Raw genomic sequence first — 24,455 nt, 5'->3', positions numbered from 1 at the left:
AATGGGTCATTTTGATAAAACGCTACAAAAATACAACAATTACGCAAACTACTCCGCCTGATTCTATATATTTATAGGTGGAAAATCTTAAAGTATTCATAATGAAAAAGACTGAATTTAGGTATGTTGGCAAATTATTTTTTATTGCGCTGTTTCTTCTTAGCCTTACTAAATCGTTCAGTCAAGCTAATAAAAATGAATTCTGGCAGCACCTGCGTTTTGGGGGAGGAATTGGCCTTAGTTTTGGAGATGGTTTTTTCAGTGGAACCCTTGCGCCCAGCGCTATTTACCAGTTTAACGACCAGTTTGCGGCCGGACTGGCGCTACACGGAACGTATGCAAGCCTGAAAAACGATACCAACGCGACCATTCTGGGCGGAAGTGTGCTGGCGCTTTATAATGTAATACCGGAAATACAGCTTTCGGCAGAATTTGAGGAATTGCACGTAACCCGAAAGTATAAATATTGGGGAAGCCCCGACCAAACGCGGAACTATTGGTATCCGGCCTTATTTCTGGGCGTCGGTTTCCATAGCAATAATTTTACAATTGGCATCCGTTACGATGTTCTTTTTGATGCGGATGAAAGTATTTACGCAAGTGCCTTTGCCCCTTTCGTGCGGGTGTATTTTTAAACGTCGCGCTCCATCAAATCCTTCCCGAATTTGCGGAGCAGTATCTTTTTGTCTTCGGAAATATCTATTTCATCCAAAAGCGAGTACGCCAAATGACTGAATTTTTCTATTTCTGCCTGCGTTGCTTCAGCTGCACCAGAGCTAAGGAATATTTCCTTAACCGTAGCAATCTTATCGGCAGGGTCTTTTGGATTTATGGTGAAAAGATGCTCCAGTTCCTCCGCTTGGGCCGAAGTGCCCTCGCCCACCGCCATTAAATACAGAAAGGTTTTTTTATTTGAAATAATATCACCGCCCACCTGCTTTCCAAAGGTTTCGGGATTGCCAAAAACATCCAGATAATCGTCCTGCAATTGAAAGGCAATGCCCAAATTTCTTCCGAATTGATAAATTTTGTCTTTATCGCTTTCGGAAACTTCGGCAACAATGGCGCCCATTTTCATTGCCGCGCCCAATAATACCGCCGTTTTGTGGTCTATCATTTGTATATATTCCACAAGGGTAACATCATCCCGCGTTTCAAAATCCATGTCCAGTTGCTGCCCTTCGCAAACCTGCAGCGCCGTTTCGCTGAAAAGTTTTGCCAATTCATGAAACATTGTGGGTTCATAGTTTTCAAAGAAACGATATGCCAAAATAAGCATCGCATCACCCGAAAGAATTGCAGTGTTTACGTCCCATTTCTCGTGGACGGTCCTTTTGCCGCGGCGCAGTGGCGCATTGTCCATAATATCGTCGTGGATAAGGGAAAAATTATGAAACAGCTCTACGGCCAGGGCAGCGCTCATTGCCTTTTTGAAATCGGTTCCGAAAAAATCGCATACCATCAAAGTCAGGGCCGGCCTAATGCGCTTGCCTCCTAAGGAAAGAATATATTTTATAGGGTCGTAGAGTTGGCGCGGCTCCTTTTGGGCAACGGCGTTTTCAAGATGCTGCTGCAATTCTGAATTGTATTTCTTTAAAACCTCCATCTTTCGAAAAATTTCGGCTAAAGTAAAACAAGCTAAGCAAAAGGCCACAATTAATGTGTCAAAATACCTTGGCTGTTAAGCTTCTGTTAAATAAAATAAAACTATGGAAACTATTATTGTTTTAAAAGTTTCCACGATATATCTTTGCACCCTGTTATGAGAGAAAAGATTATCCAAAAAGCCACCAGTCTCTTCTTAAAACTTGGTTTTAAGAGTGTTACCATGGACGATATCGCCAATGAAATGGCTATTTCAAAAAAAACCATTTATACGCATTTTAAAAACAAGACCGCCCTGGTAAAAGCTTGTACCTGCAACGTGCTTCACAATATTACTACTGGCATTGACGAGATTTGTTCTCAAGAGCAGAATCCGATAGAAGAGCTCTATGCCATAAAGAAGTTTGTGATGGAAACCGTGGAAACCGAACAGACTTCCCCCCAATACCAACTGCAAAAATATTATCCGGAAATAAGTGAGGGACTAAAAGAAAGCCATTTTGAAAAAATGATGGAGTGTACCCGAAAAAACCTAAAAAGAGGAATTGACCAAGGTTTGTACCGAAGCAACCTGAACATAGATTTTATCGCAAGGCTATATTTTTTGGGCATTCACGGAATAAAGGACCAGAACTTATTTCCAGTGGAAAAATTTTCAACCCAATTTCTTACTGAAGAATATCTCGAATATCACATCCGCGGAATTGTAACATCCGAAGGTTTTCTCACACTAAAAAAATTCATCAAAGAGCATCAAACCAATGACTAAAAAGCTTTTAATTTTCAGTTTTATACTATCTGTAACTTTAGGTTTTTCGCAGCAACAGAAAGAGTATAGTTTCACATTACAAGAAGCCATAACCTTTGCCCTGGACAGCAATTATACTTCGATAAACGCGCGTCGGGATATTGCCAAGGCCATAAAGCAAAAGTGGGAAACCACGGCAAGTGGACTTCCGCAGATAGATGCCAATGTTTCCTACAACAACAATCTGAAGCAGCCCGTTACGCTTTTGCCCGCAGAAATAACCGGCGGCGAACCGGGAACTTTCGTACCGGTAACCTTTGGTACCAAGCAAAACGCAAATGCGGTGGCCACCTTAAACCAATTGATTTTTGACGGCAGCTATCTAGTAGGGTTAAAGGCCGCCAAATCGTTTTTAAGATATTCCGAAAACATCAACGAAAAAACCCGCCTCGAGGTCCGCAAGGGCGTTATCAACGCCTATAGTAGTGTTTTGCTAGCGCAGGAACTGGTGGATATTTTTGGAAAAAACAAAACCAACCTTGAGGAAAACCTCAACGAAACCAGAAAAATCTTTGAAAATGGTTTGGCCGAAGAGGAAAGCGTGGAGCAACTCGAAATAACCCTTTTGGATATCGAAACACAACTCAATAACGCCCGAAGGAGTCAAGCCATCGCCAAACGAATGTTCAATTTGGCGCTGGGGATAGATGTGGAAGCACCCGTAACTTTAACAGACGACCTGGACGAGCTTGCCAATCAAAACATCAGTCTGGCGCTTTTGGATGCCGCGCTGAACATCGAGAGCAACATTGATTACAAAATTGCCCAAAACCTTATTGAACAACGTTATTTTGAAAATCGGTTGGAGAAAAGTAAAGCTCTACCACGGCTTTCGGCCTTCGTAAATTATGGAACCTCAGCAAACAGCGATGATTTTACGTTTTTTAATGGCGACCAAAAATGGTATCAATCCTCGGTTTTTGGGGTAAGTCTTAACATTCCCATATTCAGCAGTGGGATGCGAAGTGCCGCAAGCCAACGGACTAAAATAGCGCTCGACCAAGCAAGGACCGATTTTGAACAGACCCAGCAACAAATAAAGTTAGACCTTACAACGGCCCAGAGCAATTATCAATTCGCAATTGAGAATTATGAGAATTCAAAGAAAAACCTTGCTCTGTCCGAACGCATAGAGAACAAAAACCAAATAAAATTCACCGAAGGACTCTCGAGCAGTTTTGATTTGCGCCAAGCCCAAACCCAATTATACACGGCCCAGCAGCAATATTTTCAAGCTATGCTGGAATTAATCAACGAAAAAGCCAACCTTGAGACCGTTCTAAATATTCCACAGCTGCGAATTAATTGGGAAGAAATAAAAGGAAAATACCAATTAAAAGTTGAGGAGTTGAGGAGTTTAGAGTTGAAAGGGGAATTAAAAAGTAACAAATAAAATAAATTTATTATGAAAATTTTCGGTTTTGAAAAATTACAGGGTTGGCAACGATCAAGGCAAGTTTCTATAAAAATTTATAAAGCAACGGCTGATTTCACTTCCGAAGAAAAGTTTGGACTTACAAGTCAAATGAGAAGAGCTGCCATTTCAATATCTTCCAATATAGCAGAGGGGACTGGCAGACATACTAACAAGGATAAGGGGCGATTTACAGAAATTGCCTATGGTTCCGCACTTGAATTATTGAACCAATGTATCCTCTCTAACGATTTGGAATTTTTAAACGAGGAAAAATATCTTGAACTAAGAAACGACATAACCGAAATTACAGCTATGCTCGACGGTCTATATAAATCACAAATTCCTAACTAAGACCAACTCCTAAACTAATCGACTCCTAAACTAATCGACTTTTAAAAATAAATCAACAAAATGAAAAAATCACTCTTTCTCTTAATCCTTATAACCACGTTGGTTTCCTGCGGCGGCGATAACCAAACTGTTGATGCAGTAATTAATTCGGGCGACATGACAGCTATAAAAGCAAAGCGCGCAGAAATGAACAAACAACAACGCGAATTAAAAGCCGAAATCGACAAGCTAAACCAATACATTGAAACGCACGAAAGAAAGGAGCGCCCTGCATTGGTTACTGCTGAAGTGATTAAAGACACCATTTTTAAGCATTACGTTGAAGTACAGGGCAATGTGGAAACAGATCAAAACGTGGTGCTCAATGCCGAATATTCGGGTGTGCTGACTAACATATACGTAAAGGAAGGCCAACGCGTTTCCAAAGGGCAGCGCCTTGCAAAAATTGACGATGGCGGCCTGTCCAGCCAAGTTGCGCAACAGGAAGCCCAAATGGCTTTGGCGCAGACCACCTTTGAGCGTCAGCAAAGACTGTGGGAACAAAAAATTGGTTCCGAAATACAATATTTACAGGCCAAGACCAATTATGAATCTGCTAAAAACGTTACCAATCAATTGCGCGCCCAATTGGCCAAGACCATAATCACCGCACCCTTTAGCGGCGTTGTGGACGAGATTATTTCAGACCAAGGCCAAGTGGTGGTGCCCGGACAAACCCCAATTATCCGTTTGGTTAATTTGAGCAACATGTACGTGAAGGCTTCCATTCCCGAAACCTATCTTAAAAACATAACCAAGGGTACGCAAGTAAAGGTGAAATTAGCTTCCATCAATGAAGAATTCACCGGAAAGGTTCGCCAAGTGAGCAATTACATCAACCCGAACAACAGAAGTTTTGACATACAGGTTGAAATTCCAAATAAGGATGGTTTAGTAAAGCCAAACCTTATCGCCACGGTTAAAGTGAACGATTACAGCGCCGAAAACGCCATAACCGTGCCCGAGAATATTTTACAGGAAAATGCCGCGGGCGAAACCATCGCTTACCTATACCAACCAGTGAATGATTCCGTGGGCATTGCCAAGCGCGTGCTTCTTGAAACAGGACTTTCGTATGAAAACCATACGGAGGTGAAATCGGGAATCAAAAAAGGCGACACTATCATTAAGGAAGGTGCAAAAACCCTTCGCGACGGCCAGAAAGTAACCATCAAAAACTAAGAAACCCATTGCACCATGAGCAAAAATCCGTATAAAGAATTTAGCATATCGTCTTGGGCCATTGACAATAAAATGACGGTCTATGTAATTATGGCCATCATCCTGTTTTTGGGAGCATATGCCTATTACAGTATGCCGCGCGAGGCCTTCCCAGAAATTATCGAGACCAAAATCTACGTGAGCTCGGTAAACCCGGGTAACTCTGCCGAGGACGTGGAAAAATTTATTACCGAACCTTTGGAGGAGGAATTTAAGGATGTGGGCGGCGTGAAGGAAATTACTTCTACCACCCTTCAGGATTACTCCATCATTATTGTGGAGTTTGAGGAAACGGTAGATATTCCGGTTGCCAAACAATTGGTGAAAGATAAGGTTGACCAAGTAAAGGCAGAAACCACCTGGCCCACGCTTACAAACGGCGCCAAGGTAGAGCCGAATGTTTTCGACTTAAATTTTTCCGAAGAAATGCCCATCCTCAACATTAATATTACCGGCGACTATCCGGTACAACAGTTGAAGGATTATGCAGAATACCTCCAAGATAAAATTGAGTTGCTGCCACAAATAAAGGAAGCTACAATTCGCGGCGCGGAGGAAAAAGAAGTGGAAATAGCGGTGGATATCTATAAAATGACCGCCTCACAGGTAAGTTTTGACAATATTATAAATGCCATAAAAGGTGAAAATAGCACCATTTCCGGTGGAAATATCATTACCAATGGCGTTCAGAAGAACATTCGTATTACCGGTGAAATTGAAGATCCAAAGGAACTGGAGAAAGTTGTAGTTAAAAAGGATGATGGTATCATTTTCTTAAAAGATATTGCCGATATAAATTTCCAGGAAAAAGACGCTACTACGTACGCCCGAGAATATGGCGATCCCGTGGTGATGCTGGATGTGAAAAAACGCGCCGGCAAGAATATGATCGAGGCTGTTGAGCAAATTAAGGATATAGTAGCCGAGGAACAGGAGAATTATCTCCCGAAAAGTCTTCATATCAGTCTTTCCAATGATCAATCCATAAAGACTGAAAATCAGGTGAACGATTTGGTAAACAATATCATCTTCGGGGTGCTTTTGGTGGTAATCGTGTTGATGTTTTTCCTCGGTTTCAGGAATGCCCTTTTTGTAGGGTTCGCCATTCCGCTCTCTATGTTAATGTCGCTATTTATCCTTTCATCATTGGGCTTTACCCTAAACACAATGGTCCTTTTTGGGCTCGTAATGGGTCTGGGTATGCTGGTGGATAATGGAATTGTGGTGGTTGAAAACGTATATACCTTGATGAGCGAGGGAATGTCTCCACGAAAGGCCGCCAAACAAGGAATGGGGGAAATTGCCTGGCCCATCATCGCCTCTACGGCTACAACCCTGGCCGCGTTCTTCCCACTTGGGCTTTGGCCGGGAACCATTGGAAAGTTTATGATTTATTTCCCCATTACGCTTTCGGTAGTGCTTTCATCATCACTTTTTGTGGCATTGATTATCAATTCCATGCTTACTTCAGAATTTATGAAAGTGGAAGAAGAACCGCTTACCAAAAAGAAACTTATCCGTTGGAGCTTGATTTTAATAGGAGTTGGCGCCCTACTCCTCATTGCCGGTTTCGCAATGGATTTGGCCGCTTTCCGGGGCTTCGGAAATTTAGCAATTCTTGCGGCACTTCTGCTGTGGCTTTATAAGTATGTATTGGCGGGAGCGGTTGACTATTTTCAGTATAAATCGCTTAAAAAACTGGAGAATTTCTATGAAAATACCCTGAAATACGCTTTACGCGGAAGAAAGGCGTACGTCTTTTTCTTCGGAACCATAGCGCTTTTGCTCTTCTCCTTCATTTTAGTGGGAATTGCACAACCAAAAGTGCTCTTCTTCCCCGAAAATGAACCAAACCAGATTATCACCTACATAGAATACCCGCAGGGAACCGACATCGAAAAAACCAACGAGCTTACAAAACAAGTTGAAAAACGTGTGTTTGATGCCATTTCAAAATACGAAGACGACGGCTACAACTATATGGTAGAATCTGCCATTTCGCAGGTGGGCCAAGGCGCTGGTAACCCACAGACTGACGGTGGCCAAAGCAACGAAATGCCCCAAAAGGGAAAGATTACCCTCTCCATGCGCGATTACCAATTGCGACGGGGCGTAAAGAGTAGTACTGTACTTGAAGAAGTGCGCGAAGCCGTAAAAGGTTTCCCCGGAGCTTCTATAATCGTAGAAAAGGATGCTGCCGGCCCGCCTGTGGGCTATCCGATAAATATCGAACTGATAGGCGAGGATTATGAACAAATGCTTCGCGAGGCGGAAAACCTGCGTTCCTATATTGAAGGATTGGGCATCAGTGGTATCGAGGAGTTGAAAATAGACATTAATAAAAGCAAGCCCGAAATGGACGTTACCGTGGACCGTGAAAAAGCGGGCCAGTTGGGCATTTCCACTGCGCAAATTGGGCAAACGCTGCGGCGCGCTATTTTCGGCGAAGAAGCTTCCACTTATAAAGAAGGCGACGATGATTACGAAATAAACGTCCGTCTTTCCGATAAATCGCGTTATGACGAGAGCGCGCTTTTTAATCAGCCCATTACGTTCCGAAACAACCAAGGAAAAATTGTACAAGTGCCTATTTCGGCAATGGTTACAAAAAATAATACAGCTTCCTTTAGTTCCATCAAAAGAAAAGACCTAAAGCGAACCATTACGGTATATTCCAACGTGCTTGGGGGCTACAACGCCACCGAAATCGTCAACGACCTAAAGACTGAATTGCAGAACTACGAACTTCCAAAAGACATTAACCTTGCCTTTACGGGAGAGCAGGAAGAACAGGCCGATAATATGGGGTTCCTATTGCTGGCTCTCTTCTATGCTATGGGGGGCATCATGCTTATTCTTGTGGCGCAGTTCAACTCTTTGAGCAAACCCCTAATTATTTTAACGGCTATCGTATTGAGCTTGGCAGGGGTATTTCTCGGACTCGTAGTTTTCCAGATGGATTTTGTGATTATTATGACTATGATGGGTATCATTTCGTTGGCAGGTATCGTGGTAAACAATGCCATCGTCCTCATAGATTACACCCAGATTCTCATTGACCGAAAAATGTACGATCTACAGATGGATGAGGACCAAATGCTCACCAAACGCCAGTATTTTGACTTGATAGTGGCAGGCGGAAAGTCGCGTTTGCGCCCCGTATTGCTTACCGCAATTACAACCGTGCTTGGTTTAATTCCACTGGCCATAGGTCTCAACATAGATTTCTTTGGGCTTTTTACAGATTATAACCCTAACATCTACATTGGTGGTGACAACGTGATTTTCTGGGGTCCGCTGGCGTGGACGGTAATCTTCGGATTGATTTTTGCCACTTTCCTGACCTTGATTGTAGTCCCGGTCATGTTCTATTTGGTAAACCGCGCCAAAATTAGATTCAGAAAAAAGCGCAGACTGAAGGAACTAAAAAAGCTTAGGGCAAAACAGCCTAGCTACAATGATAGGATTGCCGAGTAGGTACTAAATCATAAAAAAATCCCTTTGCGGCTTTATTGCGCAAAGGGATTTTTTTGTACTTTGTAGTGAAATCTTAGTTATGAAAAAACTGTACTCCTTAATTATCCTCCTCATTTTTCAAACAAGTGTTGCCCAAGATCCGCGACTTTTTGAAAATGATTGGTATTTATATGAAGTAATGAGTACAGATCTGGGAACTTATTATGATGTTTCCACTATAGATCCGCCAATTGCCCCCTCTTTAAGTATTTCAGAAGATTTAAGCTTTAATGGCATGGGAGCGTGCAATACCTTTAGCGGAAATTATGAATTTATAGGTGAATTATTTTCAATTAGTTTCAATGCAACTACGGAAGACTGTGGCATCCAACTGCATAATAATTTTGAAAGTGAATATTTTGGATTTATACAAGGTGGTTATACCTACACTATTGAGGAAGATAACGATGGTAGAGTTCTTTCATTTGAAACTCCATTGTTTGGTTTTGCTACCTTTAAAAGCTATCCACTTTCCACTACAGATTTTCAAAGAAATGCGTTTCAATTATACCCAAACCCCACTAAAGACATATTGTTTTTAAACCCAACTAACCCCACCGAAAATCTAAAAGTAAAAATCTTCAACTTAGAGGGCAGACTTTTAAGAAATCTAAATCTTGAAAATCAAACCTCCATGGACGTTTCCAATCTTGAAAGCGGTATCTACTTTTTAAACATTGAGGTCGAAAACGGCAATAAGGCAGTGAAAAAGTTTATAAAACAGTAGCCTATGAAAACACTACTACACATCCTATTGTTCAGCATCAGTGTTAGCTCATTTGCCCAAGACCAAAGACTTTTTGATAATACGTGGTATCTTCAGAAGATAAATATTGATGGTATAGATTATCTAGCTCCTCAAAACAATGAAATTGACTCTATTGAATTAAATATTTATCAAGATTTCTTTGAGACCATCGTTTGTGTAGGGTTCTCAGGACACCAATTGACAATTTCAAATACAGAAATAAATGTTTTTAAATTTATTATTGTGCCTAGCGACCCTTGTACATTGCCTGAAAACAATATTTTTGAAAATCGATATTACAATGGTTTTTTTGAATGGCAATCTTCTAACAGGACCTTTGAGTACACAATAGAAAGTCAAAGCAATGCATTATCTTTAATATTAACTAATGATTTAGGCAACCAAGCATTTTATGGCAATCAAGCCTTGTCCAATCCCAATTTTTTAGCATCACAATTCTCAATCTACCCAAATCCCGCAAAAGACAAACTTTATTTAAACGCCACAAACCCCACAAAAAATCTAAAAGTAAAAATCTTCAACTTAGAGGGCAGACTTTTAACAAATCTAAATCTTGAAAATCAAACCTCCATGGACGTTTCCAATCTTGACAGCGGTATCTATTTTTTAAATATTGAAGATGAAAACGGCCATACAGAAGTAATAAAGTTTTTAATGGAATAATACTAGTTTTTATAAAATAGCTACCCCTTTTATACTTATTCCTTCCGCTTTAACAATTATAGCCTTCGCTTTAATAAATATGCTTCCCACTTTTTAAATAATGGTGACCACCATTTACATTTTGGCTTCCGCAATAACAATTATTGCCTTCACTTTAACAAATCTCCTTTCCGCTTTGACAATTCTCGTCCTCGTTTTTACAATTCTTGTCTCTGCTTTAACAATTTTCGTCCCCGCTTTAACAATTCTCGTCTCGGCTTTAACAAATCTCGTCTCCGAATTTATAGTATTGCCATCCGCACTTTAAACTATACGCCCAAACAATCAAAAAAACATTCGTGCATTCGCGGCAGGCAACCCACACCAATAATAATACCCTTAAAACCACAACAATTCATTTAATACTTATTAAATTTGCCGTCTCAATTTTTTTCAGAATAAAATGTACAGAACGCACAACAATGGCCAGCTTCGCGCGGCAGATATCAATAAAGAAGTAACCCTTTCCGGCTGGGTGCAAAAAACCCGCGACAAGGGCTTTATGGTCTGGGTGGACCTTCGCGACCGCTACGGCATCACCCAACTTATTTTTGACGAGGAAAGAACTCCCAAGGAAGTAATGGAAAAAGCTACAAAACTGGGCCGTGAGTTCGTAATACAGGTGAAAGGAACCGTAATAGAGCGCGAATCCAAAAACCCAAACATGCCAACGGGCGATGTGGAAATTTTGGTTTCTGAACTTACCATTCTGAATGAATCCCTCACCCCGCCCTTCACTATTGAAGACAAAACCGACGGTGGCGAGGATTTGCGTATGAAATATCGCTACCTCGACATCCGCAGAAAACCCGTACGCGAGAATCTTATCTTCCGTCATAAAGTGGCTATTGCCGTTCGCAATTATTTATCGAAGGAAGGTTTTGTGGAAGTAGAAACCCCATATTTAATAAAATCAACCCCCGAAGGCGCACGCGATTTCGTCGTGCCATCACGAATGAATGAAGGGCAGTTTTATGCGCTTCCACAGAGCCCCCAAACTTTTAAGCAATTGCTGATGGTTGGCGGATTGGATAAATATTTCCAAATAGTGAAATGCTTCCGCGATGAGGATTTACGTGCAGACCGCCAGCCGGAATTCACACAAATAGACTGCGAAATGGCTTTCGTGGAACAGGAAGATATTTTGAATGCTTTTGAAGGGCTGACAAAACATTTGCTGAAAGAAATAAACGGCGTAGAAATCTCCGAATTCCCAAGAATGACCTATGATGAAGCGATGGCGAAATACGGAAATGACAAACCGGATATTCGTTTTGGGATGGAGTTTGGGGAATTGAATGCCGTTGCCCAACACAAAGATTTCAACGTTTTCAACCAAGCTGAATTGGTGGTCGGAATAGCTGTTCCGGGCGGAAACACCTTCACAAGAAAAGAAATAGACACTTTAATCGATTGGCTGAAGCGTCCACAGATCGGGGCGTTGGGAATGGTTTACGTTCGCTGCAACGAGGATGGCACTTACAAATCTTCCGTAGATAAGTTTTACGATCAAACCGATCTGGCAAAATGGGCAGATGTAACCGGTGCAAAACCCGGCGATTTAATCTGTGTACTTTCCGGAGACAAAAATAAGACACGAGCCCAATTGAGCGCTTTGCGCATGCATTTGGCAGAAGAACTTGGACTGCGTAAGAGTAACGAATTCGCACCACTTTGGGTCGTGGATTTCCCGCTTTTGGAATGGGACGAGGAAACAGAGCGTTACCACGCCATGCACCACCCCTTTACTTCCCCAAAACCGGGACAGTTGGAGTTGTTGGCCACGAATCCCGGCGAGGTTAAAGCCAATGCCTACGATTTGGTTTTAAACGGAAACGAAATTGGCGGCGGGTCCATCCGTATCCACAACAAAAAAACTCAGGCGTTGATGTTTGATTATTTGGGCTTCACATCCGAAGAAGCAAAAGCACAGTTCGGCTTTTTGATGGACGCTTTTCAATACGGGGCACCACCGCACGGGGGAATTGCCTTCGGTTTGGATAGATTGGTTGCCATTTTGGGCGGGCAGGAAACCATCCGCGACTTTATTGCATTCCCAAAAAACAATGCTGGCCGAGATGTGATGATTGACGCGCCCGCGCCTATTGATGCAAAACAGCTTGAAGAACTTCATTTAAAGATTAATTTAAAGCACTAATTGTCCGCAAGACTGCCAGTTTTTATAGGCCTTTGCGTCAAACCAATACACGTTTTGAAATAATCGAAGGATTTACTGTAAATTAGATTATGAAAATTTTAAAAATCATCACATTTATAGTTTTGGGCCTTTGCATTTTGGCATTATTGGTCTTTTTTGGAGGATGGCTCTATTTTGAATATAAATTTCCGGTAGACCACGATAAATATCCCCATTACGTTGGCTACATAAATCAGGAAACCGCTGCCTTGAACGATGTTTATTCACTGTGCAATGCAGAAGCCATTTATCATCTGCACCATGGCGCTGCGGAAGAAGGATATGCAGGCAATAAAAAACAATTCAGGGATTTTATACTGAAAAATTACAAAAACGAAAATTATACCGATTCGGGATATTTGAATTTTCGCTTTTTGGTTACTTGCGAAGGAAATTCCGGTTGGTTCGAGACCATACAGGTTGATACAGCGTATGCCGAAACCCAATTTTCCAAAGAACTTACTTCGCAATTATTAGAACTTACGGCAATGCCACAAAACTGGAATATTATTAGTTTTGATGATGGGCCCGTTGACTATTATATGTACGTATCCTATAAATTAGAAAATGGTGAGATTGCCGAAATACTACCTTAGCATTCTATTCTTGTTATGTATCCTTAGCTCCTGCAAAGAGGATATTTCGAACCTTTCAGAATCTGAAAAGAAGGAGCGATCGGCCGAACTGTTTGAAGATGCCCAGAGCTTGCACCATGGACAAGGCTCCCCGATGCTCATGACAAAACTTGAAGCCGCAATTGCAATGGATCCAAACAATTGTGATGCCTTGCGCGCACTTTCAATTGCGTATTTAAAAAGGGGAGTAATTGATACCTGGAAAACCACCTTTGATAAAGCAGTGGAATGCAATCCAGAGATTTGGGTGCCTTGGCGCGGATACCTTCATCTTCAGTTTTATCGAGACTATAAAAAGGCAATTGCAGATTTTGATGCTTCCGATACGCTAACACCTAACTTTACCGATGCCCCTCAAGGACAAAGTGTAGATTATTGGCGCGGCCTGGCCTATTTAGGTCTAAAGGAGTACGAAAATTCCATAGAATATCTAGATCGTTACATTCAAGAAGTTACTGAAGACGACGGAGAAGATTGGGCAGAACCTACGGCTTTTTTATACCGTGGAATTGCACATTATGAAAATGAAAATCCCGAGGCTGCCTTATTGGATTTCAACAAAATGATTCTATATAATAAAAACAAGACGGCAGACGGAAGTTACTATAAAGCTCTAATTTTGTTTGAAGGCGGGAAATGTGAAGAGGCGATAAAAGAACTGGACATTGCTATTGAGAATTTTAACAACGGCTATTACAATTCGCATCCCTACACCGAGGCCTTAAGACAAATATATATTCAGGATATCAATAATCTGGAAAAAGCCATAAAGACCGAATGCCAACAAAAAAACGAAATTTACTAACCCGCTTTTTAATATGGCGAATTAAATACATTTCGCAAAACCAGTTTGTGTATTTAATAGCTATTGTCGTGGGTTTTTTGGCGGGCGTTGGCGCGGTTATACTTAAAAACCTAACACACTTTATTCAGCATTTGCTGGAAGGCAATCTTGTACAGTATTACCACACAGCATTTTATTTTGTTTTTCCTATTCTTGGATTAACCTTGGTGTATTTTATAATTAAATATGTAATTCGCCAAAGAGTGAGTCACGGTATTCCATCCACCCTATTTGCAATTTCAAAAAGAAAAGGGCTTATAAAACGCTACCAAATGATTGGCAGCATTTTAACAGCACCTATCACGGTTGGATTTGGGGGCTCCGTAGGATTGGAAGGTCCAACAGTGGCTACGGGAGCCGCGTTAAGTTCCAATCTTTCAAGAATTTTACATCTCAACCAAGCAAATAGAACCCTGCTAATAGGTTGCGCGGCTGCGGGGGCCATGGCTTCAATCTTCAAGGCGCCCATTGCGGCTCTTATTTTTGCCATAGAGGTCTTCAGCTTAGATTTAACTTTGGCATCTATGCTGCCGCTACTTTTGGCCTCCATTTCGGGGATACTTACCAGCTATTTCTTTTTTGGGAGCGATGTTTTACTGCCGTTCAAAAACACGGATGCTTTTTACCTTAGCGATGTCCCTTTCTATATGCTTTTAGGCCTTGCAGCAGGCTTCACTTCGGTTTATTTCACAAAAGTATATGCAGGCATACAGGCTTTTTTCGAAAAAATTAAATCTCCTGGTAAACGCCTTCTTATTGGTGGCGTTGGTCTTGGCGTGCTTATATATTTTATCCCTCCACTTTATGGGGAAGGATTTGACGTAATTAACAATTTGGTAAAAGGAAATCCTGAAATAGCATTGGAGAATAATATTTTTCAGTTGGAATTAAGCAGTATCTGGGTGGTTATCGCGCTCTTGGCGGGTTTGGTGTTTTTCAAAATTATTGCAAGTGCACTAACCTTCGGTGCTGGGGGCGTAGGTGGTATTTTTGCACCAGTATTGTTCATGGGAAGTATAATGGGTAACGTAGTTGCGAAAATTCTGAACAATTGCGGGCTTTTTCCAAACGGTGTTTCAGAAAGTAATTTCACCTTGGTTGGCATGACTGGCTTAATGGCCGGGGTACTATATGCCCCACTTACCGCTATATTCTTAATCGCTGAAGTGACCGGCGGTTACGAGCTTTTTATCCCGCTAATGATAACGGCTGCCATCTCCTTTTCAATCACCAAATATTTTATTCCCCATTCGGTTTATGCTATGGAATTGGGCCGAAAGGGCGACCTAATAACGCACAACAAAGACCATGCGGTACTTACATTAATGGACATACAAACGGTGATAGAACGCGATTTTATTAGCATATACCCCGAGATGAATTTAGGTGAAATCGTACATCAAGCCATCGTAAAATCTAAAAGGAATCTGTTTCCGGTACTAAATAAAACCACAAACTCATTAGAAGGAATTATTTTACTGGACGATTTGCGGCCCGTGATGTTCGATCAAAATTTATACGAAGAAGTAACCGCCAAGGAACTTATGCACCATCCGCCCGATATCATAAATCTTCAAGAGGATAAAATGACCGATGTAATGAAAAAATTTCAAGATACGGGCGCTTGGAATTTACCGGTTATCAATGAAGGTAAATATTACGGTTTTGTTTCAAAATCAAAATTGCTAACGGCCTATCGCCGAAAGTTGATAGATTTTTCGGGGAAATAAGAAATCAAATGGAGACAGTTTCGTTAGCATATTAACGTTTGAATATTCACAGAAAATGAAATACTTTCTACTCACACTATTTTTTTCAGTACTCATCGGTTTGGGCATTGGGTTTTATATTAAGCTGGAGGACGAAGCCACCGGCAATTTAATAATTGGTCTTTCCTTGATGATCGGGTTTCTAGTGCTCATGCCCCTTTTTATCTATTACAGATGGAAAAACAGAAGCGTAAAAGACTATATGCTTACCAAGGAAAATATCAAAAAGATGCAAGATTATCAGAAAGATAAAAAAATTTAAACGCTTGCCTTCCCTCAAAATATTTGCATTTTATTAACAATTGAAATCATAAAAATTATACATTTGCATCTATTATTAATTTATTTTTTATTTAAAATGGAAGGAACAGTAAAATTTTTTAACGAATCAAAAGGTTTTGGTTTTATCACAAATGATGAAACCGGAAAGGACATTTTTGTACATGTAACCGGCTTAAACGGTGAAGCTCTTAATGAGGGTGACAAAGTAGAATATGTTGAAGAGGAAGGAAGAAAAGGAATGGTTGCCGCTCAAGTTCGCGTAATCCACGACTAAAAAGATATACGTTGCGATTTGTTAAAGCCTTTCAACTGTGAAAGGCTTTTTTATTTAGTTTAAGTTCCTTTTCTCGATAAAGAAACGTTTCAAAAGTTGCGAAGCTTCCTCGGCCATAATCCCTCCCATTAGTTCGGTTTTTGGATGCAGTTTGGTATTTAGGTTAATACATCCCCGATGTTCGTCTCGCGCACCATACACCACTTTGGAAATTTGGCTCCAAAATAAAGCCCCTGCACACATTTGGCATGGCTCTATGGTTACATAGAGTGTGCAATCTATTAAATACTTACCTCCCAAGTAATTGGCCGCAGCCGTAATGGCCTGCATTTCTGCATGTGCCGTTACATCATTCAAGGTTTCGGTAAGATTATGCGCCCGGGCGATAATTTGATTATTGATAACAATCACCGCACCAATTGGTATTTCGCCCTTCTCATAGGCAGCCTCTGCTTCCCGCAGGGCTTTTTTCATAAAAAAGGCGTCGTTGTATGGATTTATGATGCTCAAAGTTTTAGGATATAGGTTCTATTACCTGCGTAATTTACATTCAGATAAATAAAAACGAAAATACAAATTAACGAATTCTCCAAGTAACAATTTCGTAATAACCGTATCTTTACTGCGTGCCAAAAAACTTACTAAATACAATTCACTTTCCCGAAGATCTGCGGAAAATTTCAAAAGAAAAATTGCCTCAAGTGGCACAGGAACTTCGTGACTTTATAATAAATATTGTAGCCACAAAAGAAGGACATTTGGGGGCTAGTCTCGGCGTAGTGGAGCTTACCTTAGCCCTTCATTACGTTTTTAACACACCGGATGATATTTTAGTATGGGATGTGGGCCATCAAGCCTACGGCCATAAAATAGTAACGGGCAGAAAGGAAATTTTCCATACCAACCGTCAGCTTGGCGGCATCAGTGGATTTCCGAAACGAGACGAAAGTGAATACGACACGTTTGGGGTTGGCCATAGCAGCACCGCAATTTCCGCTGCGCTCGGAATGGCAATTGCCTCTAGACTGAACGGTGAGGTTGATAGGCAGCACGTCGCAGTAGTTGGAGATGCCTCGATAGCAAGCGGAATGGCGTTTGAAGCGTTAAATCATGCCGGCGTTACAGACACTAATCTATTAATTATCCTGAACGATAATGCCATAGGGATTGACCCAAGTGTAGGCGCATTAAAAGATTATTTCACGAAAGTAAAATCCAACGGAACCAAAAATGAAGACAATATTTTTGAAGCGCTAAACTTCAATTATTCCGGCCCGATAGATGGACATAACTTAGATTTGGTGATTTCAGAACTGGAGCGACTTAAACATGTCGCCGGGCCAAAAGTCCTGCATGTAATTACTACCAAGGGAAAAGGACTTCGACAGGCTGAGGAAAATCAAGTAGCATATCACGCTCCGGGGAAATTTAATGCGCTCACAGGTGACCTACCTCCCCGAAGCGATAAAATGCACCCGCCAAAATTTCAAGATGTTTTCGGAAAAACACTGGTGGAACTGGCCTCCCAAAATGAAAAGATCATAGGCATTACTCCCGCGATGCCCACCGGCAGTTCCTTAAAATTTATGATGGATGCATACCCAACACGCGCTTTTGATGTTGGCATTGCCGAACAACATGCCGTAACTTTTGCCGCAGGGATGGCTACTCAAGGATTTCGGGTTTTCTGCAATATTTATTCTACGTTTTTACAACGTGCTTATGATCAAGTGATCCACGACGTTTGTCTCCAGAAAATCCCAGTAATCTTCTGTTTGGATCGTGCCGGTATTGTAGGCGAGGATGGCGCCACCCACCACGGAATATTCGATTTGGCATATTTGAACTGCATACCAAACCTCATCATTTTTGCTCCGAGGGATGAAATAGCATTGCGCAATATAATGTTCACCGCACAACTGGGGTTAGACTTACCTATTTTTATCCGCTATCCCAGGGGAAGGGGGAAAATATTGAATTGGCAGGGCTGCTTTAATGCTATTGAAATTGGTAAAGGCGAAATTTTAAAAGAAGGAAGCGATATTCTCCTACTTACAATAGGGACTGCAAACCAAAATGCGCAAATGGCCATTGAGCTGCTGAATTCTTCTGATAGAGATAGAGTTGGCTGTGTGGATATTGGCTTCTTAAAACCTTTGGATGAAAATTTATTGCACCGGGTTTTTCAGAAGTATAAAACAATTATTACCATTGAGGATGGAACGCTTATAGGAGGTTTAGGAACAAGTATTACTGCCTTTGCCAGCGCGAACGGTTATCGAAAAAATATAAAAACGCTGGGGGTTCCAGACGTCTTTCCAGAGCACGGCACGATCGACGAACTACAAATGCAAATGGGAATTTCTTCTGGTGAAATTTATAAAATCATTCAAAACTATCTATAAAAAAAAAGAGGCTCCTTTGAGCCTCTTTTAATTTAAAAATCATTTTCAAACTTAATTAATTATAAGTTTAGAAGTTTGAGAGCGGTTATCTCCATCTATTTGTATTAAGTAAATTCCGGCTTTAAGTCCACTAGCATTTACGTTAGCAGATGTATGTAGCTCCAGTTGTTGGGTGAAAACTTTTCTTCCATTCATATCAAAAATAGATATGGTGGCTTCTCCCACATCCACACGAGATTTAATTGTAATCTCACCGTTAGATGGATTGGGATATACTATGAAATTTTTCTCAAGTCCACCGTTATCTGACACACCCAGTGGGCAATCCCCAGGAACGTCAAAAGCCTCTGTTCCATCAGATCTGCTGCCAGAACTTCCCTGATCAGCACTTAAGCCTAAACCACGTTTTGCAAAGGCTTGCCAAATTAGACATCTATTAGCACCTCCATTGGCAATTTGGTCTGCCTCTAAAATTGCATCACGACCATCTACAAAGCCTGGACTACATGGTTGTAACTTCATTCCATCCATAACTAGTTGCAAGGCTATATTATTTCCTCCTGTCCCGTTGTAAATATCTGGATCAAAGCCGTATTCATCTATCAAATCCCACGTTAAATCCCACAACATGGTAGCCCATACTGATCCTACTCCGTGTGGAACTGCTTGTGATCGAATGTTATTATAAGTGAAATTGTTAACAGCAAAATCTGAACTATAAGGCTTGGTTCTTAATCCAAGGCCTGCAATTCCCTGACCTACCGCATATGTCCCTGTACCTCGAGCATCAAATCTGGTATCTCCAGGTTTTATTGTTAATATAAATCCGAAGAAATCACTCCAACCCTCGCCCATTTGCTCTTGATTCTGTAAACATCCTGCTTGGAGTCTTCCACCTGTTAAACGGTTGGAAATTCCGTGCCCGTATTCATGAGCAACTATTACATTGTCCAGATCACCATCGCGCTGGAACGGATCATCTCCCGAACCATCGTCCACTAAAGTTGCGTTAATTGTATCACCATTTAAAAGAGATGCAATTAATGCTTCCCCATCGGCCTGATAGATCATGATAGCCGGAATGGTAATACCGGTTCCCGTTCCCCCCATTGGGATAGGATCCAAGGGGGTGTTATTTACCATTATAACGGCCAGTGCACCTTGATCCTGTGCGCTTTGCACTTTCACGGCAAAATTGCACTCGCCTCTTCGTATTACTGCGATTTTCCCAGCAATACTCGAACCATTTGTAATATTATCACAACCATCATAAGGATCGGTAGAAGCACCAGAGTTATCATCCTCCACCACAACAAGATCTGCCGTTATAGGAGTAGTAGTTAATGGCGGTGCAAAGCTTGAATCAAAGGCGTAATAAGATCCAGCTAAAGGTCCGTTATTTACGGTTAGCAAAGTTCCGAGCACACTTCCTGGTGCAGACCATAGAAACATCTGCATTCTAGGAGCACTTCCATCTGGAGGAGTACCAAAGTTGGCGTTGTTAAGCCCGCTTCCATCTTGAGCATCTGCAAAAACAAAATCACCAGCGCCAGGAGCTCCTGTATAATTTCTTATTTGGAAGTTTCCACTTTCCTCGTCAAATCCATAATGAAAAGAGATGTCGTGCATCATATTATTCATATAAAACAGATTGGTGATTGCACCATCGGTAAATAAATTTGGATCCTGTGGTAAATTAAAAGGAAAATCAAATGTAAGGGTTGGACCTCCTTCTGCAGTTGCTCCAGACCCGTTATTGCCATTTTTATCTTCCTGGGCAAGAACATTGTTACCTCTTGTATAAGTAAATTCAGGTCCAGCCACACCATCGGTATCATGCCATCCAAAAGGAGACGCCACCGGATCGGCCGGATCGCTAACTAATTGATCAGAACCATTATTAGGCCCAATCAAAGGCAATGGAAAAACTCGATAGGCTGCTGCGGCATTGGTAATAGGCGCGCTAGCTTCACTCTTATTTGCGAAAAGAATGCTCGCCGTATTGGCGTGCGAATGTGATTCTGAGCCAAAATTACAGCTAACTACCCAATCCATAGTATCCAATAATTCACCTGTCATTGCGTCCACACGAACACTATAATAATGTGACGCATCCAATAGATAGATGCTCAGATTCCAAGCTAACTTCAAGTTGCCCGTTTGTTCCATTTTTTGGTAAACCAGTTCCACGGGAATGTTTTCCAAGGAAATATTTCCATCTGAGAAAATGTAACTATGATCTGAAAGTGTTTCAATAAGATTCAGATTTGAAGGACTCTGCAAGCCAAGGGCATTTGCTGCTTTTCCTATGGCGCCCACAGCAGATATTGAAGGAGTAGTACCGTTTACCTTTGCAGAAATATTATCCGTAAAAGAAATTTTAGCACTGTACACAGCTCCATCTTTAATCACGAATGGAGAGGTTGAATTGAAAATCTCAATGCCTTGATAATGCTGTTCCACATAAACATTGTGGGCCTGCATGCTCTTTGAAAAACTCTGCGAGGCTATCGAAATATCATTTATATCCTGCGGTTGGAACGAATGCTGCGATCGATTTTGTTGAAGGTACGCTTTTACCACATTGCTGTAATCCTGTGCAAAGGATACGTTTACAGCAAAAATGATAATTAAGTAAAGAACTTTTTTCATAAGCTTAAAAATTAAGTTTTTAGGTGAATAAGAATAGATATGGACTATCTAAAAAATGTTGATTATTGCATCCTTAAAAAAGGATTGCTAAAAATATCATAAAATTGACAATATCACCCTTCAAATATCAATTTTTAACAGTTTTCAGCCATTAAAATATTTAAAATTTAAAGGTTACCTCTTATTTTTTGAAAAATCTGAAGCGCATTACCATCCGTTAGTCGAGAAATATAGCTACAACTTTCCATTAAATAGTCATAGACCGAATAGCTCCCCATGCTGTTGAAACCAATAAGCTGCAACAAAATCTTATCGTAATGACGAAGCCGCTCGTTGTGATAGTTTTCAAAGGCGGTAGTTAAGGCCTCAAGCAAGGTTGTTAAAATGGTGTACCCTGCTATTTCCTTTTCCGTTACTTCCGTGCTTTGATACACTTTTTCAACGCTTATTTTTATAATGTCGGCAATTTGGGCTCTGTATTGGCTCCTGTCCAGCAAGGCTTCGGAAAAAGTGCCATTTAAAATTTCTTCCTCATTTTCTATAAAAATTGTTGCCGCCTCAGAAATCAAGGTATTAATGGCGAGTGAGCGCAAATATGCCAACCGATCCTGCACGGTCCTTAAGCGCGAATAAATATCTTTTTTCAAACTGTCCCTCACCAGGTTTATCAAATATTCCAATGCTATTTCCTCTTCAATCAGTCCCAGGTTTATGCCATCCTCAAAATCGATAATGGTATAGCAAATATCATCGGCGGCTTCCACGAGATAAGCAAGTGGGTGCCGGGCAAATCCATTATCGTTTCTGTTCAAAAGACCGAGTTCGGAAACAACTTCATTAAAAAAATCTGTATCACTTTGAAAAACGCCGAATTTTTTATCGGCCACGTGTGACGTGGGTTTTTTCGGAAGCGATTGCTTGGGGTATTTCATAAAGGCTCCCAAGGTTGCAAAGGTCAGCCGCAGGCCGCCTTCAACCCCGTTTTTGGATTCCGTCAAGATTTTGAACCCATTGGCATTTCCTTCAAAAGCAACCAAATCCTGATATTCCTTTTCGGAAAGTTGATTTTTAAAACGTTTGCCATTTCCGTTCAGAAAGTAATCGCCAATGGCCTTTTCGCCACTGTGACCGAACGGAGGATTGCCAATATCGTGTGCCAAGGCAGCGGCAGCAACAATCGCCCCAAAATCGTTAAACTGATACCCGTGCACACCCTGCAATTGTGGATGTTTCTTGAGGATTTCCTTCCCCACGATTCTTCCCAATGAGCGCCCCACCACGGAAACTTCCAAACTATGCGTTAATCGGGTGTGAACAAACGAAGTCTTTGAAAGTGGGATAACTTGGGTTTTATCCTGCAAACTTCGGAAAGCGGAGGAAAAAATTACCCGGTCATAATCTACTTCAAACCCCAAACGGGTCTCGTTCTCCTCAATTCTCAGTCTTTTGTTTTTATCTCCGTGCTTCCGTAGTGAAAGCAACTGTTCCCATTGCATCATAATTTTAAAAATTTTGTAGGCAAGATACTATTTTCAAAAGGCAAACCAATCAATTTTTTTTGGTTTCGGCTTAACGTTTAGCTAACCCTAAAATGACGAACTGGTAACTTCAGTTTAACACAAACCTTACATAAGAGAACCATCTTTGCCCCAAGAAATTAATCTATAAAATTAAGATGAAACTAATGAAAAAATTCTTTTTACCTCTAATAGCGATTTTTGCTCTTCTGCTTAGCGTTAGCTGCAGCAGTAATGATGACGGACCAATTATTGATCCAGACCCAGATCCCGTAAACAATAAACTATCTGGTCAAATTACATCAGACATGACATTAACCAATGATGTTATTTGGGAACTTGATGGCCGTGTAACAGTTACCTCCGGCGCTACCTTAACCATTAATGAAGGAACAATAATAAAAGCCTATGCGGGTCAAGAAGCTAGTGCTGCTGTGCTTATTATTGCTAGAGGTGCAAAAATTGAAGCTAATGGAACGGCAGATAAGCCAATTATATTTACTTCAATTGCAGATAATATAGCATTGGGACAAAAATTTGGCACTAATCTTACTGAAAATGACAGAGGCCTTTGGGGCGGTGTTATAATATTAGGTAAGGCAAAAGCCTCTTTGTCTGGTGATGCCCTTGAAAACCAAATTGAAGGTATTCCAGCCAGTGACACGAATGGTCTTTATGGAGGATCTGATAATGCAGATGATTCAGGTACTTTAAATTATGTTTCCATTCGCCACGGAGGTACTTCTATTGGGGATGGTAATGAAATTAACGGTCTTACACTTGGAGCCGTGGGAACAGGAACTTCTATTTCAAACATTGAAGTTGTAGCAAATGTAGATGATGGCATCGAGTGGTTCGGAGGATCTGTAAATGTTTCAAACGCAATAGTTTGGGCCTGCGGTGATGATGCACTTGATATAGACGAGGCTTATTCCGGTACAATTTCAAATTCTGTAGCAATCTTAGGAAATGTTTCAGACCACGCTTTAGAAATTGACGGCCCAGCAGGATCGTTGGAAGGAAGATTCACACTGGACGGTATCACGTTAATCGGAAATACTACTACAGAAAATGGCGAATATGCAGATTTGCGCGATAGAGCAATGGGCACCCTAAAAAACATTTATGCAGTAGGTTTTAAAGCAGATTCTGATGTAGAGTTAGACAACAATGCAGTGGCACAAAACTTCCTCAATGGAAAGCTATCGTTTTCAAATTGGACTGTAAGCTTACCTAGTGGTGTTGCTAACGCAAATGACATTTTTGTTGAAAAAACTGGCGAAGGCGAAACACCGATAATCCTTAATCCATCATTTACTGAAAGAGCTGCTTCTTGGGCAAACTCTGGAAATTCAGGAGGAGCCAATCTTTCAAACTTTACTTGGACTTACACACAATCTAAAGGAGCTTTCTAAAAATTTGTATTCTCATTTAACTTGTTTTAAATCAATT

Annotated in this window: 20 protein-coding genes; 16 read left to right on the top strand and 4 right to left on the bottom strand. The window is 41.0% G+C overall.

Annotated features, from left to right (window positions below; translation table 11 throughout):
- The first annotated feature begins 101 nt into the window (after positions 1 to 101).
- Entirely contained in the window at positions 102 to 635 is a 534-nt protein-coding gene (locus MB09_RS00485) for a hypothetical protein (RefSeq protein WP_045078909.1), read from the top strand.
- Here MB09_RS00485 and MB09_RS00480 read toward each other — a convergent pair.
- Positions 632 to 1,606 (bottom strand): polyprenyl synthetase family protein, encoded by a 975-nt coding sequence (locus MB09_RS00480; protein ID WP_045078908.1) that lies wholly within the window; start codon positions 1,604 to 1,606, stop codon positions 632 to 634. The two genes, MB09_RS00485 and MB09_RS00480, sit on opposite strands and share 4 nt — an antisense overlap.
- 156 nt (positions 1,607 to 1,762) lie before the next feature.
- Here MB09_RS00480 and MB09_RS00475 point away from each other — a divergent pair, with 156 nt between their 5' ends.
- From MB09_RS00475 to MB09_RS00415, 13 genes are all read left to right on the top strand, one after another.
- Positions 1,763 to 2,374, top strand: a complete 612-nt coding sequence (locus MB09_RS00475; protein WP_045078907.1) for a TetR/AcrR family transcriptional regulator — start codon at positions 1,763 to 1,765, stop codon at positions 2,372 to 2,374.
- Positions 2,367 to 3,806 (top strand): TolC family protein, encoded by a 1,440-nt coding sequence (locus MB09_RS00470; RefSeq protein WP_084709000.1) that lies wholly within the window; start codon positions 2,367 to 2,369, stop codon positions 3,804 to 3,806. Before MB09_RS00475 ends, MB09_RS00470 begins: the two co-directional genes overlap by 8 nt.
- 12 nt (positions 3,807 to 3,818) lie before the next feature.
- On the top strand, positions 3,819 to 4,181 hold the full coding sequence (locus MB09_RS00465) for a four helix bundle protein (RefSeq protein ID WP_205618081.1): 363 nt from the start codon (positions 3,819 to 3,821) through the stop codon (positions 4,179 to 4,181).
- 60 nt (positions 4,182 to 4,241) lie between these two features.
- Positions 4,242 to 5,402: an efflux RND transporter periplasmic adaptor subunit gene (locus MB09_RS00460; protein ID WP_045078906.1), complete on the top strand. Its 1,161-nt coding sequence runs from the start codon at positions 4,242 to 4,244 to the stop codon at positions 5,400 to 5,402.
- A 15-nt stretch (positions 5,403 to 5,417) separates the two neighbouring features.
- Positions 5,418 to 8,918 (top strand): efflux RND transporter permease subunit, encoded by a 3,501-nt coding sequence (locus tag MB09_RS00455; RefSeq protein WP_045078905.1) that lies wholly within the window; start codon positions 5,418 to 5,420, stop codon positions 8,916 to 8,918.
- Positions 8,919 to 8,997: 79 nt separating this feature from the next.
- Positions 8,998 to 9,684, top strand: a complete 687-nt coding sequence (locus tag MB09_RS00450) for a T9SS type A sorting domain-containing protein (RefSeq protein ID WP_045078904.1) — start codon at positions 8,998 to 9,000, stop codon at positions 9,682 to 9,684.
- 3 nt (positions 9,685 to 9,687) lie between these two features.
- On the top strand, positions 9,688 to 10,389 hold the full coding sequence (locus MB09_RS00445) for a T9SS type A sorting domain-containing protein (protein ID WP_045078903.1): 702 nt from the start codon (positions 9,688 to 9,690) through the stop codon (positions 10,387 to 10,389).
- A 442-nt stretch (positions 10,390 to 10,831) separates the two neighbouring features.
- The gene (gene aspS / locus MB09_RS00440) at positions 10,832 to 12,586 is read left to right on the top strand and encodes an aspartate--tRNA ligase (protein WP_045078902.1); all 1,755 of its coding nucleotides are present in this window, start codon (positions 10,832 to 10,834) and stop codon (positions 12,584 to 12,586) included.
- Between the two features lie 89 nt (positions 12,587 to 12,675).
- Positions 12,676 to 13,221: a hypothetical protein gene (locus tag MB09_RS15365; RefSeq protein WP_052671262.1), complete on the top strand. Its 546-nt coding sequence runs from the start codon at positions 12,676 to 12,678 to the stop codon at positions 13,219 to 13,221.
- Positions 13,202 to 14,065 carry a tetratricopeptide repeat protein gene (locus MB09_RS00430; protein WP_407637639.1) on the top strand — a complete coding sequence of 288 codons (864 nt, stop codon included), beginning with the start codon at positions 13,202 to 13,204 and terminating at the stop codon, positions 14,063 to 14,065. Before MB09_RS15365 ends, MB09_RS00430 begins: the two co-directional genes overlap by 20 nt.
- On the top strand, positions 14,038 to 15,834 hold the full coding sequence (locus tag MB09_RS00425) for a chloride channel protein (protein ID WP_045078900.1): 1,797 nt from the start codon (positions 14,038 to 14,040) through the stop codon (positions 15,832 to 15,834). Before MB09_RS00430 ends, MB09_RS00425 begins: the two co-directional genes overlap by 28 nt.
- Positions 15,835 to 15,889: 55 nt before the next feature.
- On the top strand, positions 15,890 to 16,135 hold the full coding sequence (locus MB09_RS00420) for a hypothetical protein (protein ID WP_045078899.1): 246 nt from the start codon (positions 15,890 to 15,892) through the stop codon (positions 16,133 to 16,135).
- A gap of 96 nt (positions 16,136 to 16,231) precedes the next feature.
- On the top strand, positions 16,232 to 16,429 hold the full coding sequence (locus MB09_RS00415) for a cold-shock protein (RefSeq protein WP_045078898.1): 198 nt from the start codon (positions 16,232 to 16,234) through the stop codon (positions 16,427 to 16,429).
- A 54-nt stretch (positions 16,430 to 16,483) separates the two neighbouring features.
- Here the strand turns inward: MB09_RS00415 and MB09_RS00410 are convergent, their stop codons facing one another.
- Positions 16,484 to 16,933 carry a nucleoside deaminase gene (locus tag MB09_RS00410; RefSeq protein ID WP_045079309.1) on the bottom strand — a complete coding sequence of 150 codons (450 nt, stop codon included), beginning with the start codon at positions 16,931 to 16,933 and terminating at the stop codon, positions 16,484 to 16,486.
- 122 nt (positions 16,934 to 17,055) lie between these two features.
- Between MB09_RS00410 and MB09_RS00405 the strand changes: the two genes are divergently transcribed.
- Positions 17,056 to 18,834 (top strand): 1-deoxy-D-xylulose-5-phosphate synthase, encoded by a 1,779-nt coding sequence (locus tag MB09_RS00405; protein ID WP_045078897.1) that lies wholly within the window; start codon positions 17,056 to 17,058, stop codon positions 18,832 to 18,834.
- Positions 18,835 to 18,885: 51 nt separating this feature from the next.
- Here the strand turns inward: MB09_RS00405 and MB09_RS00400 are convergent, their stop codons facing one another.
- Both MB09_RS00400 and MB09_RS00395 read right to left on the bottom strand, forming a co-directional pair.
- Complete coding sequence (locus MB09_RS00400; RefSeq protein WP_045078896.1) at positions 18,886 to 21,486, bottom strand: T9SS-dependent M36 family metallopeptidase; 2,601 nt, start codon at positions 21,484 to 21,486, stop codon at positions 18,886 to 18,888.
- Positions 21,487 to 21,653: 167 nt separating this feature from the next.
- Positions 21,654 to 22,982 carry a deoxyguanosinetriphosphate triphosphohydrolase gene (locus tag MB09_RS00395; protein WP_045079308.1) on the bottom strand — a complete coding sequence of 443 codons (1,329 nt, stop codon included), beginning with the start codon at positions 22,980 to 22,982 and terminating at the stop codon, positions 21,654 to 21,656.
- 188 nt (positions 22,983 to 23,170) lie between these two features.
- On the opposite strand from MB09_RS00395, the gene MB09_RS00390 reads away from it, so the two are divergent.
- Positions 23,171 to 24,418, top strand: a complete 1,248-nt coding sequence (locus MB09_RS00390) for a hypothetical protein (protein ID WP_045079307.1) — start codon at positions 23,171 to 23,173, stop codon at positions 24,416 to 24,418.
- Positions 24,419 to 24,455 lie beyond the last annotated feature (37 nt).

The sequence above is a fragment of the Aequorivita vladivostokensis genome (assembly GCF_000952855.1).
Taxonomy (GTDB): Bacteria; Bacteroidota; Bacteroidia; order Flavobacteriales; family Flavobacteriaceae; genus Aequorivita; species Aequorivita vladivostokensis.
This window is presented reverse-complemented; position numbering and strand designations above follow the sequence as displayed.

Coding starts and splice junctions, on each gene's coding strand:
- MB09_RS00485 (WP_045078909.1), top strand. CDS start 102: ATGAAAAAGACTGAATTTAGGTATGTTGGCAAATTATTTTTTATTGCG.
- MB09_RS00480 (WP_045078908.1), bottom strand. CDS start 1,606: ATGGAGGTTTTAAAGAAATACAATTCAGAATTGCAGCAGCATCTTGAA.
- MB09_RS00475 (WP_045078907.1), top strand. CDS start 1,763: ATGAGAGAAAAGATTATCCAAAAAGCCACCAGTCTCTTCTTAAAACTT.
- MB09_RS00470 (WP_084709000.1), top strand. CDS start 2,367: ATGACTAAAAAGCTTTTAATTTTCAGTTTTATACTATCTGTAACTTTA.
- MB09_RS00465 (WP_205618081.1), top strand. CDS start 3,819: ATGAAAATTTTCGGTTTTGAAAAATTACAGGGTTGGCAACGATCAAGG.
- MB09_RS00460 (WP_045078906.1), top strand. CDS start 4,242: ATGAAAAAATCACTCTTTCTCTTAATCCTTATAACCACGTTGGTTTCC.
- MB09_RS00455 (WP_045078905.1), top strand. CDS start 5,418: ATGAGCAAAAATCCGTATAAAGAATTTAGCATATCGTCTTGGGCCATT.
- MB09_RS00450 (WP_045078904.1), top strand. CDS start 8,998: ATGAAAAAACTGTACTCCTTAATTATCCTCCTCATTTTTCAAACAAGT.
- MB09_RS00445 (WP_045078903.1), top strand. CDS start 9,688: ATGAAAACACTACTACACATCCTATTGTTCAGCATCAGTGTTAGCTCA.
- aspS (WP_045078902.1), top strand. CDS start 10,832: ATGTACAGAACGCACAACAATGGCCAGCTTCGCGCGGCAGATATCAAT.
- MB09_RS15365 (WP_052671262.1), top strand. CDS start 12,676: ATGAAAATTTTAAAAATCATCACATTTATAGTTTTGGGCCTTTGCATT.
- MB09_RS00425 (WP_045078900.1), top strand. CDS start 14,038: ATGCCAACAAAAAAACGAAATTTACTAACCCGCTTTTTAATATGGCGA.
- MB09_RS00420 (WP_045078899.1), top strand. CDS start 15,890: ATGAAATACTTTCTACTCACACTATTTTTTTCAGTACTCATCGGTTTG.
- MB09_RS00415 (WP_045078898.1), top strand. CDS start 16,232: ATGGAAGGAACAGTAAAATTTTTTAACGAATCAAAAGGTTTTGGTTTT.
- MB09_RS00400 (WP_045078896.1), bottom strand. CDS start 21,486: ATGAAAAAAGTTCTTTACTTAATTATCATTTTTGCTGTAAACGTATCC.
- MB09_RS00395 (WP_045079308.1), bottom strand. CDS start 22,982: ATGCAATGGGAACAGTTGCTTTCACTACGGAAGCACGGAGATAAAAAC.
- MB09_RS00390 (WP_045079307.1), top strand. CDS start 23,171: ATGAAAAAATTCTTTTTACCTCTAATAGCGATTTTTGCTCTTCTGCTT.